This window comes from Myroides odoratus, from assembly GCF_965118575.1.
In the GTDB taxonomy this organism is placed as follows: domain Bacteria; phylum Bacteroidota; class Bacteroidia; order Flavobacteriales; family Flavobacteriaceae; genus Flavobacterium; species Flavobacterium odoratum_B.
Genome location: NZ_CBCPHW010000009.1, coordinates 130,515 through 145,968 on the forward strand (window position 1 = coordinate 130,515; position 15,454 = coordinate 145,968).

General features: G+C 34.6%; 17 protein-coding genes and 3 tRNA genes. 10 read left to right on the top strand and 10 right to left on the bottom strand.

Annotated features, from left to right (window positions below; genetic code table 11):
• Positions 1–127: 127 nt before the first annotated feature.
• On the top strand, positions 128–685 hold the full coding sequence (locus tag ACMHJ2_RS09500) for a hypothetical protein (RefSeq protein WP_413512655.1): 558 nt from the start codon (positions 128–130) through the stop codon (positions 683–685).
• 171 nt (positions 686–856) lie between these two features.
• Here ACMHJ2_RS09500 and ACMHJ2_RS09505 read toward each other — a convergent pair whose 3' ends face one another.
• Positions 857–1,234 carry a phosphatase PAP2 family protein gene (locus tag ACMHJ2_RS09505; protein ID WP_413512691.1) on the bottom strand — a complete coding sequence of 126 codons (378 nt, stop codon included), beginning with the start codon at positions 1,232–1,234 and terminating at the stop codon, positions 857–859.
• 99 nt (positions 1,235–1,333) lie between these two features.
• Positions 1,334–1,492, bottom strand: coding sequence for a hypothetical protein (locus ACMHJ2_RS09510; protein WP_413512656.1), 159 nt, complete (start codon positions 1,490–1,492; stop codon positions 1,334–1,336).
• A 232-nt stretch (positions 1,493–1,724) separates the two neighbouring features.
• Between ACMHJ2_RS09510 and ACMHJ2_RS09515 the strand changes: the two genes are divergently transcribed.
• Together ACMHJ2_RS09515 and ACMHJ2_RS09520 are read left to right on the top strand one after the other, a co-directional pair.
• Entirely contained in the window at positions 1,725–2,705 is a 981-nt protein-coding gene (locus ACMHJ2_RS09515) for a hypothetical protein (RefSeq protein WP_413512657.1), read from the top strand.
• A gap of 115 nt (positions 2,706–2,820) precedes the next feature.
• Entirely contained in the window at positions 2,821–3,855 is a 1,035-nt protein-coding gene (locus tag ACMHJ2_RS09520) for a hypothetical protein (protein ID WP_413512658.1), read from the top strand.
• 448 nt (positions 3,856–4,303) lie between these two features.
• Here the strand turns inward: ACMHJ2_RS09520 and ACMHJ2_RS09525 are convergent.
• From ACMHJ2_RS09525 to ACMHJ2_RS09535, 3 genes are all read right to left on the bottom strand, one after another.
• Positions 4,304–4,377, bottom strand: a tRNA-Arg gene (locus ACMHJ2_RS09525).
• 15 nt (positions 4,378–4,392) lie between these two features.
• Positions 4,393–4,470 (bottom strand) — tRNA-Pro (locus ACMHJ2_RS09530).
• A 6-nt stretch (positions 4,471–4,476) separates the two neighbouring features.
• A tRNA-Ser gene (locus ACMHJ2_RS09535) sits at positions 4,477–4,560 on the bottom strand.
• Between the two features lie 534 nt (positions 4,561–5,094).
• Between ACMHJ2_RS09535 and ACMHJ2_RS09540 the strand changes: the two genes are divergently transcribed.
• From ACMHJ2_RS09540 to ACMHJ2_RS09550, 3 genes are all read left to right on the top strand, one after another.
• Positions 5,095–6,273: an acetyl-CoA C-acyltransferase gene (locus ACMHJ2_RS09540; protein ID WP_413512659.1), complete on the top strand. Its 1,179-nt coding sequence runs from the start codon at positions 5,095–5,097 to the stop codon at positions 6,271–6,273.
• Between the two features lie 85 nt (positions 6,274–6,358).
• Complete coding sequence (locus ACMHJ2_RS09545) at positions 6,359–7,120, top strand: NlpC/P60 family protein (RefSeq protein ID WP_413512692.1); 762 nt, start codon at positions 6,359–6,361, stop codon at positions 7,118–7,120.
• A gap of 84 nt (positions 7,121–7,204) precedes the next feature.
• Entirely contained in the window at positions 7,205–8,554 is a 1,350-nt protein-coding gene (locus ACMHJ2_RS09550) for a DEAD/DEAH box helicase (protein ID WP_413512660.1), read from the top strand.
• 72 nt (positions 8,555–8,626) lie between these two features.
• On the opposite strand, the gene nhaA is transcribed toward ACMHJ2_RS09550, so the two are convergent.
• Both nhaA and ACMHJ2_RS09560 read right to left on the bottom strand, forming a co-directional pair.
• A complete protein-coding gene (nhaA, locus tag ACMHJ2_RS09555; protein ID WP_413512661.1) occupies positions 8,627–9,970 on the bottom strand; it encodes a Na+/H+ antiporter NhaA in 1,344 nt (447 codons plus the stop codon).
• Between the two features lie 101 nt (positions 9,971–10,071).
• Positions 10,072–10,878: a DUF4261 domain-containing protein gene (locus ACMHJ2_RS09560; protein WP_413512662.1), complete on the bottom strand. Its 807-nt coding sequence runs from the start codon at positions 10,876–10,878 to the stop codon at positions 10,072–10,074.
• Positions 10,879–11,107: 229 nt separating this feature from the next.
• Between ACMHJ2_RS09560 and lipA the strand changes: the two genes are divergently transcribed.
• The 4 genes from lipA to ACMHJ2_RS09580 all read left to right on the top strand — a co-directional run bounded on the left by lipA (position 11,108) and on the right by ACMHJ2_RS09580 (position 13,388).
• Positions 11,108–11,980 (top strand): lipoyl synthase, encoded by an 873-nt coding sequence (gene lipA, locus ACMHJ2_RS09565; protein WP_413512663.1) that lies wholly within the window; start codon positions 11,108–11,110, stop codon positions 11,978–11,980.
• Positions 11,981–12,022: 42 nt separating this feature from the next.
• Positions 12,023–13,033: a type I glyceraldehyde-3-phosphate dehydrogenase gene (gap, locus tag ACMHJ2_RS09570; RefSeq protein ID WP_413512664.1), complete on the top strand. Its 1,011-nt coding sequence runs from the start codon at positions 12,023–12,025 to the stop codon at positions 13,031–13,033.
• Positions 13,034–13,098: 65 nt separating this feature from the next.
• Positions 13,099–13,251 (top strand): hypothetical protein, encoded by a 153-nt coding sequence (locus ACMHJ2_RS09575; RefSeq protein ID WP_413512665.1) that lies wholly within the window; start codon positions 13,099–13,101, stop codon positions 13,249–13,251.
• 8 nt (positions 13,252–13,259) lie between these two features.
• Positions 13,260–13,388, top strand: coding sequence for a hypothetical protein (locus tag ACMHJ2_RS09580; protein ID WP_413512666.1), 129 nt, complete (start codon positions 13,260–13,262; stop codon positions 13,386–13,388).
• Between the two features lie 168 nt (positions 13,389–13,556).
• Here ACMHJ2_RS09580 and yajC read toward each other — a convergent pair whose 3' ends face one another.
• From yajC to nusB, 3 genes are read right to left on the bottom strand one after another with little or no spacing between them, the layout of a single operon-like run.
• Positions 13,557–13,832 carry a preprotein translocase subunit YajC gene (gene yajC, locus ACMHJ2_RS09585; RefSeq protein WP_413512667.1) on the bottom strand — a complete coding sequence of 92 codons (276 nt, stop codon included), beginning with the start codon at positions 13,830–13,832 and terminating at the stop codon, positions 13,557–13,559.
• A gap of 21 nt (positions 13,833–13,853) precedes the next feature.
• Positions 13,854–14,306, bottom strand: a complete 453-nt coding sequence (locus ACMHJ2_RS09590; RefSeq protein WP_413512668.1) for a DUF1573 domain-containing protein — start codon at positions 14,304–14,306, stop codon at positions 13,854–13,856.
• A 28-nt stretch (positions 14,307–14,334) separates the two neighbouring features.
• Positions 14,335–15,276 (bottom strand): transcription antitermination factor NusB, encoded by a 942-nt coding sequence (gene nusB, locus ACMHJ2_RS09595; protein WP_413512669.1) that lies wholly within the window; start codon positions 15,274–15,276, stop codon positions 14,335–14,337.
• Between the last annotated feature and the right edge of the window lie 178 nt (positions 15,277–15,454).

The following is a 15,454-nucleotide window of genomic DNA, read 5'->3' on the forward strand; positions in this document are numbered from 1 at the left end:
GCTCGGTTTACCCTTATAGCATCTCATTTAAACAAAAGTAGGCGTTTGTAAACAAAGACTTACACGTCTTTCATTAGTAAAACTGGATTTATACCGCTATCTTTCGTTTTATTAAAGTTTATACCCTATGCAAAAATCACTCCTATTGGTACTTTTTCTTTGCTTTTTCGTACAAAGTAAAGCCCAAACAACAGCGAATTTTCCCGAACAATTCATGCAAAATCTAACGCAACATTGCGGCAAGGCTTATAAAGGAGCGATTACTTCGTCTCCTATTCCCGCTGATTTTGAAAACAAAGAATTACTTCTCTATGTTTCTGCTTGTAATAAACGAGAAGTAAAGATTGCCTTTTTTGTAGGAGAGGATCTTTCGCGTACTTGGGTATTTACCTTAAAAGGAGATCGAATTGAATTGAAACACGATCATCGTCAACACAATGGCCAACCCGATGAGGTAACAATGTATGGTGGTACTACAACAAATACAGGGAATGCCTATATTCAATACTTCCCTTCAGATCAAGAAACAGCTTTAAGTATACCTGCTGCTGCTTCAAATCTATGGTGGGTAACTATCGATGACAACGAATACAGCTACAATTTACAACGCGCAGGCTCCAAAACAAGTTTTAATGTAGTTTTTGACCTTTCTAAGCCTGTTAGAACGGATAAACGTGCTTGGTGATGAATTTAGAGTGATGAAGTATGGTGATGCACACACCATACCTCAATACAATAAAAACATTCCATCTTCAATAACACATATTACTTCAAAAAGAAAGTTGTATGATTGCTTATTGCTAAAAATCGTTTGGCTTGATCTCTTATACTAAGAAACTATTTTAAATAAATGCACTTAGCTATTTGCTTCTCGATTTATTTTGAAGTAGAAAAAGCTAAGAGGCAAAAGCACTAAAGAACCAAACAATACTCCACCAAGGGTATCCGTAAACCAATGGGCTCCCAAATAAATTCGAGAGGGTGAAATTAAGACTAAAAAGAAACCTGAAACTACCCCCAAGGTAATTCTCAAACTTTTAGTTATACTTTTAATACTACACATAAATACAAGTAGTAAACCAAAAAATAAAGTATAGGAGAATACATGGGAACTTGGAAAACTCTGAAATCGAAAGGGCTCCATTACCCGAACCAAATCACTTGTTGGTCTAGGTCTATTACTTATATTTTTCATTCCTACTATTAGCAAGGAACAGGGGATTAAGGCCAACATAAAATAGGCTTCTCTTCTATATTTTCTGCTAAAAATAAGTGCCGTTACTAAGATCAATGGAAAGTAGATATAAGGACTATCAGCAAAAAAACTTATCCCTCACATCAATTTATCTAGGCCATCACTGGGCCATTGTTGTACAAATCTAGAGATATCAATATCCAACTGATTAACTGGATGAATACTCACCCAATAACTTAGACTACCAAATGCGGTTATTAGTAAAATCGTTAACAAAATATAAGGTTTCCATTTCATAGGAGTGAATATATAACGAAACCAACAATAAATAAAACATTGTTTTACTTAATTATAGATTCATGCTTTTAAAAAGAGCTACAAGAAGTAAGTAGGAGCTATTATAAACACAAAAGCCTCAACTTTCGTTAAGGCTTTTGTGATTCAACCTGAATGGACTTACACATTTAAGGGTACCATAGATGGCCATTGGAAAAAATCAATTTCAATTCCAAAACGTGGCAAGTACAATGTGATTTCTCAATTAGATTTAGAAGGGGTTGGTCGCCATGGTCGCCCTGGAGGTTATGGATTAAAACACAACTCTACTTATATTAAACAGGAACAATTTGGAGGTCCTAAATTCATTGTTTTAGATGAGGATATATATGTTAATCAGGAAAATGAAACAATATCATTAGATTTAACCTCTGTTTTTACTCCTGGACGCAATCATGTGTTTGCGCAATTAAACATCTTACCAATTTATTTTTTAGCTGACGACGGAACCAAAGAAACAGGTGTAATAAATAGCAATCATGTTGATTTAGGTAAAGCGCTTCCAGATATCACGTTTGGACAACTATTTACTGCAGTATCAAACATTTTTAATCTAGATATTACAGTTATTAATCAAACAGTTTTTCTTAATTATATCAATAAGCAAGTATTAAAAAATAACTTAGTTGACTTGAGTAAGTATGAAAAGAAAAACGTCAATGTATCTTTCAACCATAATAACAAGTATCTATTAAAATACGAAGAGAACGAAGACGAGAAAGTACTTGATCGAATTATAATAGATGCTAAAGAAATAAAAGTTGTAAAGCCCTCAGAAATGCTTCCTGAAATAGAAAATACAATTTCAATTGATGCTTTTCCTCTATTGTATGAAGAGAATACGGTTATAACTAAAGATCTAGGAAGTGATAAAATTAATTTACTCATTTACAACGGCTTACTCGAGGGAAGTAACTACGTTCAAGTTCCTACTTCATTGCTAATCCCTAGTATTCACAATCAATACTACAAAGAGTGGTTAAATAATAGAGCTGTAGCAAAAAGCTTTGATATTGACTTTTCTGCTATGACAGAAGATGCTGTATCTATCAAAGTAAAAGATCGCATTTTTATGCATAACAATTTTCATATAATAAAAAGTATTTCTAAACAACAAGTCTCCAGGGATATCGTTGAAATCGAAATGAAAACAGAGACATTAAAAATTAGTTAATTTTTTACATATCCTACAAAATACAAACACCTCTTTTATTTACATAATACAAATATCTCACTTCATTTATTGTAATTTATTGTAATTTTAAAAATAAAATTTAAAATACATTATAATGAACAAAAAATTACTGACTATTCTATCTTTGTGTTTATTAGGATTTGCATGTAATCACGAAAATTCTTTAGATCTTAAGAATGATTTTACGCATAATAGTGAAAAAAATCATTTCGATAATGATTACGAATCTATTAAATTAAATATGTATAAGAGTCTAAAAGAAAATTGGGATAAGAATTTTGAAGAAGTTGAAAAATATACTTTAGAAGCTTTTAATAAAAATGAAAATTTTGTAAAAACAAAAAAAGTAAATAAAAATGAAACTATTACAATCAACATCAACTATAAATTTAATTATTCTAAGCAAGTATCTTCTCTATTGTCAGAATTATATAGTAAGATTTACAACAGTTCTTTAGATAATTTAAAAATTACTTTTCTTAACCAAAAGAACAGTATGCTTACTCATAAAGATTTGACAAAGGAAGATTACGAAATTTTATACCCTCTTTATGCATCATTTGAAGCAAATATAGATTTCATCTTATCTAAATATAAAGAAATTGAAGTTGCTAATAAAAATTCTCTTACTGCATTTGCTCTTAATGGTGACAAACAGAATAATAAAAAAAGTTGGATTGATAGCATGCTTGAAGAACAAGGAAACAACATTGGTAGAGGTATTGTAGGAGGTGCTATTACTGGAGCAATAGGCGGTGCTTATGCAGGCGGGACAGGAGGAACTGTAGTTTTACCATTAGTAGGTACGGCAACAGGAGCTGTTGGCGGTGGAGTTTTTGGAGGAGCCTTAGGAGCAGGTTCAGGCGGTATGCTTGCTTTTGCATTTGCGAGTATCGATTGTTTTGTTACAACGAGTAAAGGAAGTGGTAGTTCTGATTCTAGTTGTGCAATAACAATTCCGTATGATCCAAATGATCCAAGATTTAAAGGAATAAATCCTATCAAACCTTCTTTGGATTATCAAGGCAATGGATTATATAAAGAAGAAACTTTTAAAGAACTTCAAAATAACTTAATAGACCTACAAGAAGCCTCCGCAACTAGTAACGTAATTATAAATTTAAACTAAGATAACTAATGAAAAAAAAAATTATGATCTTAGCCGCTACCTTCATGTTTACGTTTATATATTACTTTAAAGGTAGTATTAATGTTCTATGGACTACGAGGTGCTGTTTTTATAAAGACATTATGTTTTATGTATCTTTACTAATGGCTTTTTTATTTGGTCTCTTATTTACAAGATTCATAAGTTTTGAAAAAAACAATAAATAATTTTTACTTTGGTTAAAAAAACAAAAACACCTCTAATCAGGTGTTTTTTTTATTCCCATAACTAAGCAAAAAAAATTACGAAATAACAAATCCTTCGTTATGGTACTGAAACAGAAAACGGTCCAACATCCATTCCTATGAATGTTTGGTCACACCTAATACGGGGGATTCGTGCGCTTGATTCGTAAATTCTAAAAAATGTATAAAAACAAAAAAAGCCTCAACTTTCGTTGAGGCTTTTGTGATCCAATCAGGATTCGAACCTGAGACCTACTGCTTAGAAGGCAGTTGCTCTATCCAGCTGAGCTATTGGACCCTACAACTATATAGTTGGTCGGGGTGGCAGGATTCGAACCTGCGACCTCCTGGTCCCAAACCAGGCGCGATGACCGGGCTACGCTACACCCCGAATTTGCGGAGAGACAGGGATTCGAACCCTGGCGACCGTTACCAGTCGACAGATTAGCAATCTGCTCCGTTACCACTCCGGCACCTCTCCGTTGCTTTCAAGAAGAGTTATCTTCTGTAATGCGGATGCAAAAGTAGCACGAGTTTTCTTTCTATCCAAATATTTCACGCATAAAAATCAAAAAAAAACGATGTATTAAACAAATCAATTATCTATCAAGTAGATAGAAACTGATATTTTTTTTACGTTTTTTTTAAAAGTAGGTATCCTCTCCAAAAAAACACTAAAAACACCAATCTCCCTGGTCTATTTTCTCCTTTTGATTCAACTAAATTTAAAAAACAGGATGCATCTACGGATTAATGTTAATATCGTCGATTATTTCTCCCTACAATTCTGTCAAATAAATTTATAACGTATATTTGTCGTTAGCATAAAATCAAAAAATCTAACTAAAACCCCAAAAGAAGTATTAGCTCATGCTAAGAACGCTCTATACTCTCACAGCTCATACAACACGACTGGAACGCTACGATGATCTATTCTTAGTTGCTATTAGACCTGTTTTGATTGCATGGCGGTATGAGTCTAAAACCTATTTAGGGTTAATAAACACTATTTATTATGAGTAAAAGAGTAGTAATTGTATCTGCTGCTAGAACACCAATTGGTAGCTTCTTAGGTTCATTGTCTACCGTTCCTGCAACAAAGCTAGGAGCTGCTGCAATTAAAGGCGCTATTGATAAAATCAAACTAGATGTAAATTTAGTTGACGAAGTATTAATGGGAAATGTTGTTCAAGCAGGTGTTGGACAAGCTCCAGCTCGTCAAGCGGCAATTTACGCTGGATTAAGCAGTAATGTTCCTTGTACTACAGTAAATAAAGTTTGTGCTTCAGGTATGAAAGCAATCATGCAAGGTGCGCAGGCTATTATGTCTGGAGATGCAGAAGTTGTTGTTGCGGGTGGAATGGAAAACATGAGTTTGATTCCACATTATGTACATATGAGAAACGGTCAAAAATTTGGTCCTACAACTTTAGTTGACGGTTTACAAAATGACGGTTTGGTTGATGCTTATGACAACCAAGCAATGGGTGTAGCTGCGGATAACACAGCAAAAGTACACAACATCACTAGAGAAGAACAAGATGCTTTCGCTATTCAATCTTACGAGCGCTCTGCAAAGGCGTGGGAAGAAGGAAAATTCGATATGGAAATTGTTCCTGTTGAGGTTCCACAAAGAAGAGGCGATGCTATTATTGTTTCTAAAGATGAAGAGTTTACTAATGTAAAATTAGATAAAGTAAAAGAATTGCGTCCAGCTTTCACAAAAGAAGGAACGGTTACTGCTGCTAATGCTTCAACCATTAATGATGGTGCTGCTGCGGTAATTTTAATGAGTGAAGAAAAAGCAAAAGCTCTAGGTTTAAAACCTTTAGCGTATATCAGAAGTTATGCAGATGCTGCACAAGAGCCAATTTGGTTTACAACTGCACCAGCAAAAGCATTGCCAATTGCATTGAAAAAAGCAAACTTAACGCTTTCTGATGTTGATTTCTTCGAATTTAATGAAGCTTTCTCAGTAGTAGGTTTAGCGAATGCAAAACTTTTAGATTTAAATACAGACAAAATCAACGTAAACGGTGGTGCTGTTGCCTTAGGACACCCTCTAGGATGTTCTGGAGCGCGTATCGTGATTACTTTATTAAGCGTACTAGAACAAAACAATGCTAAAATCGGTGCTGCTGCCATCTGTAATGGTGGAGGTGGTGCTTCTGCAATTGTGATCGAAAGAGCTTAATTCAATTCAAATAATACCAAAAGATGGGTTTGATTTTTTCAAACTCATCTTTATTTTTGCCCTTTAATACAAAGACCTACCTATGATGTTTGCTTATTGTAACCTTTCTATTGTTCCCCTACGTGCAGAACCAAGTGATAAAAGTGAGCTTGTTTCTCAACTGCTATTTGGCGAATTATTTACAATACTCGAACAAACCGAAAAATGGTCTAAAATTGAATTGGCTTTTGACAAATACCAAGGATGGGTGGACAATAAGCAATTTCAATTGATTTCTAAAAATGAATATGAAGTCTTAAATCAAACGGCTCCCATTTATGCAGGGGATTTTGTAGAATTCTTACATTCTTCAGACAATCAGTTACTCTCAATTCCTTTGGGAAGTAACCTCAACGTTTTAAAAAATGCTTCAACTAATCCACTTAAATTTACTTTTGAAGGCCGTTCAATAACAGGAACTTTTACAAAAAGTCAATTCGTAAAAACTGCTTTTATGTATTTGAATGCTCCCTACTTATGGGGTGGAAAAACACCTTTTGGCATTGACTGTTCGGGTTTTACTCAAATGGTTTATAAAATAAATGGTCATCTCATCCCTAGAGACGCTTCCCAACAAGCGACAATAGGTGAAGCTTTGAGTTTTATTGAAGAAAGTGAAGCGGGTGACTTAGCCTTTTTTGACAATGCAGAAGGCAATATCGTCCACGTAGGTATTATCATGGACAACAATTACATCATCCATGCCCATGGAAAGGTGCGTATTGACCGTTTGGATCACTTGGGAATTTACAATGTTGATTCTGGAAAACACACCCATAAATTGCGTGTAATAAAAAAAATATTGTAATTTTTTTACTGATTAGCACCTAATTTAATTCCAATCTCTACTAAAAGCATAAAAAACCGTATCTTTGTAGAAATAAGATATTTTATGCATACTTTCGAGCCATTTAATCTACCGAAAGCTTTACAAAAAGCCCTTGATGAGCTTCAAATTACTACACCTACACCTATTCAATCCAAATCATTCCCTGTTATTTTATCAGGAAGAGATGTAATGGGTATTGCACAAACGGGTACAGGTAAAACATATGCTTATTTACTTCCCATTTTAAAACAATGGAAATTTGCCCATGTGGACACCCCTCGTGTTGTTATTATTGTACCTACACGTGAATTAGTTGTTCAAGTTGTTGATGAAGTGAATAAACTAACGCAATATATGTCCATTCGTTCTTTAGGCATATATGGAGGAACCAATATCAATACGCAACGCAAAGCGGTTTATGATGGAGTTGATATTCTCGTAGGAACGCCAGGTCGTATGATGGACTTAGCACTTGATGGTGTTTTGCGTTTTGACAACTTACAAAAATTAGTTATTGACGAATTTGACGAGATACTAAACTTAGGATTTAGAACACAACTTACTTCTATTTTAGCCATGATGAAAAACAAAAAACAGAATATTTTGTTTTCAGCAACCATGACAGAAGAGGTAGATGAAGTGTTAGAAGACTTTTTTGATTTTCCAGAAGAAGTTTCTTTGGAACCCTCTGGAACCCCATTGGCACAAATTGATCAACAAGTATATCGCATTCCAAACTTCAGAACAAAGTTGAATTTGATTATGCACTTGTTGCAAGATAAAGAAATTTTTAACCGCGTATTAATTTTCATTAATAGCAAGCGTTTAGCTGATGTGGTCATGACTCAATTGGATGAAGTTTTTCCAGAAGAGTTTACGGTTATTCACTCGAATAAATCACAAAACTTCCGTTTGCGTTCTATGGCTGAATTTCAAGCTAATGAATTAAGAGGACTAGTTACGACAGATATCATGGCTCGTGGGCTTGATATTTCGGATATTTCACACGTAATCAACTTGCAATTTACAGATACACCAGAACAGTACATTCACCGTATTGGTCGTACAGGACGTGCAGATAAAACAGGTATTGCGATTTCTTTGATAGATCCAAAAGAAGAGGATATGCTTCTAGAAGCTGAATTCTTAATGGCCAAAGAATTAAGAGAAATTGAAATTCCTTCTGCTGTTGAAATTTCAGATCAATTAATGGAGTTTGAACAATCTAAATTGAAAGCAAAGCAATTGGTAAAAGCAAAAAAACCACTTGAAAAAGGGGCAGCTTTTCATGCGAAGAAAGAGAAGAATGCAAAAGTTAATTTAGGAGGACCTGGAAAGAGAAAACCGAGAAAGACCAAACCGAGAAACAGAGCCGTTGAAGCAAAACGCGCAGCCAAGAAAAAGAAAGATTAATTTCAATGCTATAAAAAAGCCGAATATACTACGTTGTATATTCGGCTTTTTCTTTTTTTGTTTATTCCTAATCTATTTCTTTGATTTTCCAACCACACTCAACACAATAAATCCTAATACTCCTCCTAATCCCGAAGCTATCAAAATTCCCAATTTAGCTTGCCCAGGGAAATCGGGATGTAATTTGACATCAAAGGCTAATTCAGTGACAAACAAAGACATTGTAAATCCGATAGAAGCTAACAAACCAAGTCCAAATAAATTTTTATAAGTCATACCCGTTGGCATTTTGGCAACCCCCATTTTTATAATCAAAGCGGTTAGCCCAAAAACCCCAACTACTTTTCCAACTAGTAAACCGAGAGCAACACCAAGCGTGACAGCACTCATCCCTCCACCTTCTCCTAGGTTAATAGGGATTGCAGCATTGGCCAAAGCAAAAATAGGCATGACAAGGAAAGCTACAAAATTGTGCATACTGTGTTCCAAGCGAATAGCTGGAGGTAAGCTATTTTTAGCTAAATCTTGAATGTCACCTATACAATCCATCTGCTCTCCCGTAAGATTTGGTATTTTATCAACGGGGTCTAAACTATAAAATCTATTCTTCAGCTGATCTAATTTCTTGCGGAAAAAAGGTTCGTGAATTTTAGCCGTAGAAGGAATAGCAAAAGCAGCCAAAACTGCTGCAATCGTAGCATGTACACCAGATAACATAAAAGCTAACCAGATTCCTCCAATTCCAATAATTGCATAATAAACCGTATTGCGAATACCCAATAAATTACTAATAATAAGCAGACCAAAGAATCCTAACCCTATTCCTAAATTAATTAAAGAAAGTTGTTCCGTATAAAAAATGGCAATTACCATAACAGCACCTAAATCATCGGCAATAGCTAAAGCCGTTAAAAATACTTTTAACGAGGTTGGCACCTTATCTCCTAACAAATAAAGTACACCTAAAGCAAATGCGATATCTGTAGCCATAGGAATTCCCCATCCATGTGCAGCATCCGTACCTGCATTAAAAATAGCATAAATAGTTGCTGGCACAACCATTCCTCCCAGAGCAGCAACAATGGGTAACATTGCTTTTTTAGGAGAGGATAATTCACCCGTTGTTAACTCTCTTTTAAGTTCTAGACCAACCACAAAAAAGAAAATAGCCATTAATCCATCATTAACCCAATGCTTTAAAGAGTGATTCAATGTAAAGTCATTAAATGAAAAAGCAATGTGATTTCCTTCCCAAAAAGCAGTGTATTGGTCTGCCCATACAGAATTCGCCATAAATATGGCAATCAAAGCAGCCAAAAACAAGATGATCCCACCCGATGTAGATTTTTGCATAAATCTATTTACTGGTGCAACAATCCATTTATCTGCTGGTGTTAACTTTAAATTATTTTCCATTTCTTTTTAGTTTGTTTAAAAATTTTACTATAGTTTTATTCTTTATTTATCGCTTTAAACTCTTTATTTATCAAGGATATTGCGTTTTTTGAGCCTATTTTTTATATTTCTAATTTCAAGGTTTCTCCTTCCAAGAAAACACCTTTTGAGGCTGTTATTTGTATCTTTTGTTCTGCTGTATAGCCCAAAGTTTCTCCATGTTTAAAGACGATATTACTGCCGATTACATACGAACATATATTAATAAAAAACGAATACAGTTCCTCTAATTCTAAGGGTGAATTGATTACTTCTAATTCCTGTTTATCAAATGCTTTTAAGCCATAGGTATAGATACTATTCCCTTCTTCAGTTGTACGCAATCCAATATAAATCCATAAAGGAACTACTACTTTTCCCGATTTTAACTCTTCGTAAGCATCTAAATATTGTTGACGCGAAATGAGCAAGGTTTGACTTCCTTGGTATACACCAATACAAGTAGACGTTGCGATAATAGAATATAAAATACGCGAAAGTAACACTTGCCTTTCAACAAGATCTAAAGGCCCATTCAATACCGATACAATCGCATGCCCATCCACCTCTTCTATATCTTCTAAAACGCTTTGCCAATTATAAGCAAATTGGGCACTATAGGCCATATCTTCTTGAGGAACTGCGGCCGGTATAAAAGCAATAGCAAACAAAGTTCCATCTATAGTTAATACAGCGGTTGTATCGTTATAATCACTCCCCTTTATTTCGTACCCCCAAGCTTCTTTTAAATGCTTTACTACTGCTTCAATGTTGTATTTACTCCCTTTTTCAAACAAGGGCATCGCCAATAAAACATTACCCTCATTTTCTTCTTTCATTTCCTCTTCATTGTGAGGTTTATCTTTCTTAAACCAATTTAATATGCCCATCGCTTTTTTTTAATTTCAAAAATAAGCATTACCCCCAATATACGATCATTTAAAATTAACTTTATTCTACTATCATTTCACTTTAGCACAAGGATATTCTCAAGAATACAAGCAAAAAACAAAAAGAAATCCAACGCGTTACAAGGATTCCATTCCGTTTGATAATTACTAAAAAACCAAAGATAAAAGAGAAGATTTCAGTATATTTGTACTTTGATAAAATGAAAGTATGGATACAATCTTAGACAAAAATATACAACCACAGGCCAAACCAAAATGGTTGCGTGTAAAATTGCCTACAGGTAAAAAATATACTGAATTAAGAGGTTTGGTAGACAAATACAAATTGCATACCATTTGTACCTCTGGTAGTTGTCCAAATATGGGAGAATGTTGGGGAGAAGGAACAGCTACTTTTATGATTTTAGGTAATATCTGTACGCGTTCATGTGGTTTTTGTGGCGTAAAAACAGGGCGTCCAGAAACCGTAGATTGGGATGAGCCAGATAAAGTAGCTCGATCTATTAAATTAATGAACATCAAACACGCGGTAATAACCAGTGTTGACCGAGATGATTTAAAAGATGGTGGCACTATTATTTGGTCAGAAACAGTAAAAGCGGTACGTCGTATCAGTCCAGGTACCACTATGGAAACGCTTATTCCTGATTTTCAAGGTGAAGAACGTCTGTTGGACCGTATTTTGGAAGTTGCTCCTGAAGTAATTTCTCACAATATGGAAACCGTACGTCGTTTGACAAGAGAGGTGCGAATTCAAGCCAAATACGATCGCAGTTTAGCGGTGCTAAAATACTTAAAAGATCATGGCGCTAAGCGTACTAAATCAGGAATTATGCTTGGTTTAGGAGAAACCGAAGAGGAAGTAATTCAAACGATGCATGATTTAAAAGCAGTTGGTTTAGATGTTTTAACGATTGGTCAATATTTACAACCTAGTAAAAAACATTTACCTGTAAAAGAATTCATTACACCCGAACAATTCAAAAAATACGAAGAAGTCGGTTTAGAATTAGGATTCAGACACGTTGAAAGTGGCGCACTGGTACGTTCATCGTACAAAGCTCAAAAACATATTTTATAATTATAATGGTCGCTTCTGGGCGACCATCTTCTTTTACAACCAATGAAAAAAATTAAAGTTGCTATTAATGGATTTGGACGAATCGGCCGAAATCTATTTAAGTTATTACTCGATCATCCCGTCATTGAAGTTGTTGCTATAAATGATTTAGCCGAGGTACAAACCATGGCACATTTAGTAAAATACGACAGTATTCACGGTATCTTACAAGTACCTGTTACTTGCGATGAAAATCATTTAATTATCAATCAAAAAAAAATACCTTATTTCAGAGCCAAAGAGATTTCCGATTTACCTTGGGCTTCTTTGGGGATTGATTATGTGGTAGAATCTACGGGTAAACGCAAAACAACAGCCGAATTAGAGGGGCATATCAAACAAGGAGCGAAACGGGTAATTTTATCTGTTCCACCCGAAGACAACGAAATAAAAACCATTGTTTTAGGCGTAAACGAACATATACTAACCGGAGAGGAATTAATTATTTCCAATGCAAGTTGCACGACAAATAATGCCGCTCCAATGGTAAAAATTATCCAAAAACTATGTGGGATGGAACAGGCGTATATTACAACGGTTCACTCCTATACGACTGATCAAAGCTTACATGACCAACCCCATAAAGATTTGCGAAGAGCTCGTGGAGCCGCACAATCCATTGTGCCTACCACTACAGGAGCAGCGAAAGCTTTAACCAAGATATTTCCCGAATATGAAGGCAAAATTGGCGGTGGAGGAATTCGAGTTCCCGTTCCCGACGGTTCTTTAACGGATATTACCTGCTATGTAAAACGAGAAATTACCATAGAAGAAATCAATCAAGCCTTTAAAGACGCCTCAGAAAATGAGTTAAAAGGCATTTTAGCGTATACAGAAGATCCCATTGTTTCTGTAGATATTATAGGGAATACACATTCTTGTTTATTTGATGCACAGCTTACTTCTGTTATTGACCGCATGGTCAAAGTAGTGGGATGGTATGATAATGAGATAGGTTATTCTTCGCGTTTAATTGATTTAATTGTCTATTTTGATCAAATCAAAAAGGATTAAAATGAGATGGACTTAGAGGTCTCCATCATAAATGGGGAACAAACCTCTATTACCACAGCCAAGAAATGGTCGTTGCTGTTGGAAGATTTAAAAATCACTTCAGTATTTGGTTTTACAAAGGTGTTTTTTTGCAAGATACACACAGCAAACTAATCAATGCACAAGAGGGAAAAACCAAAGGTCACGCCAATGGCGATTTACCTCAGCAGAGGAAATAGACCCGATTTTGATTCAACAATATGTAGCAGAAGCCCTTGTTATTGCTAAACAAAAACGTTCAGCCCCTAAAGAAGAAAATAAGCTACAACTAGACGTGGAAGTATTTACTCTTGCACTTCAAGCAGATTCTTTATAAACAAAAAGAATACCTCCTACACTTTGATGAGGCTAAAAAAAAAACAACTAAAAAGAATCACATTGAAAAAGCTATTCCTCTTATTTTAGCAGGGTTTAGGCTTACATGATAGATATAAAAAAATAGGCCTTGCTTTCGCAAGGCCTATTTTTTATATTTTCTTATCAATTATTTCTTATCTTGAAGCTTTCGGCTCATATCCATAGAAATAGCAGAACGCTCCATTAATAGTTTTCCTGCCATTGTTTCTACAACAACTGTCAATTCATTTAACTCAGCAATTCTTCCGTGTAAACCTGATTTAGTTACAATACGATCTCCAATTTTAATACTAGCTTCGTATTCTCTTTCTTGTTTAACTTTCTTTTGTTGCGGACGAATCATAAAAAAATAAATCGCAACAAAAATAAAAATCATGGGTAAAAATTGTTGTATACCTTCCATAAATATATAAAGATTAAAAAATTAGTTTGCCGGAGAAACGTTTGCTTTAATTGTTAATTGCTCTTCTCCTTTTTCTGTATTCGTTGTTAACGTAACTGTTTTTTGTTGTTGTCCTACTGCTCCTGTTTGGAATCTCACTTTTAGTTTTGATTTTTCTCCAGGTTTAATAGGTGTTTTTTGATATTCAGGTACTGTACATCCACAAGTAGCACGAGCATCGATAATAACTAAATCTGCATCTCCAGTATTTGTAAATTCAAATTCAGTTTCTACGGCTTCATTGTTTCCAATCGTTCCAAAATCATGTACAAGTTCTGCAAACTCCATCTTAGAACTACCTTGGCTCTTTTTATCTGTCGTTTCTTGTTCTAATTTTGCAACATTATCCTCATTAATACGACTAGATGCATCATTCTTTTTACAAGCTGTCATGCTTAACAAAGCTACGCAAGACAATATAAATACTTTTTTCATTAATTATAGTTATTACGGTTAGTTAGTCTTATAAAAGTCCTTTTCCAATTTTATTTAAACGATCTTGACTTTCAAGTTCTTTTGAAATAGTATCAAGAATACCGTTGATAAATATACTACTTTTTGGTGTAGAATATTCTTTTACAATCTCTAAATATTCATTTATTGTTACTTTAATAGGAATGGAAGAAAAACGCAACATCTCGCAAATAGCCATTTTTAGGACAATAACATCAATTGCTGCAATACGTTCTATATCCCAATTTGGTGTTTTCCCTTCATACTCTTTAGCAAATTCAGCACTATTTAAAACCGTTCGGCGGTATAAATTCATCGCAAACTCCTGGTCTTCCGAATCTTTAAAAACTTTCGGTACAAAGAAGGCTTGCTCTGTATTCTTCAACTGTTTTAATTGCTTTTGAATCAAAGTATTAATAACGGGTAAATCATCCACCCATGTTAATTTCGTATCTTCTAAAAAGTCGTAAATTCGCTCATTAGGCGCTATGATTTCCGTATACAATTCCACAATAAAATCTTTGTCTTCTTGGAAAGAACGCGTAGTCGATTTCATATAATCTTGATATACCTGACTTGCTTTGATCTCATCCAATACCAATTGAATGTAATGATCATTTCTTTGCCAATAAACCATACTTCTCTCGTCTACTTTATTGTTAATAGATGCAGAATCACTCAATAATACGAGTACTTGGTTTTCAATAAACTTCTTGTTGGGATTGCGTTCTTCGCGAGTAGCTAAATGTTTTTTCTGAGAAATTGCGATGTAATCTTCTTCTTTTCTTCGAATTTCTATCAGGAGAGTTAGCATCAATAAATACAACTCTTGTATACTATCCATGCTGTGGTTTAAAAATTTCTCACCGGTTTGAACTTGGTCAGAATGACTTTGGTGCAGGGCATAAAGCGTCTGCATAACCTTGATACGAATGTGTCTTCGATTTAACATGCTACTAAAGAACTTAAAATGATTTGAATTTTTATTTCAGCCGACAAAGGTAAGAAATAAAACCGCTTATCAAACTAAATATTTTGTATAAAATAGATTTAACTCGATTTTATAAACTTATTCAAGCTATCAAAACAGAGCTTCAAAAAAAACGAGATCTTATCGATCTCGTTCTCTG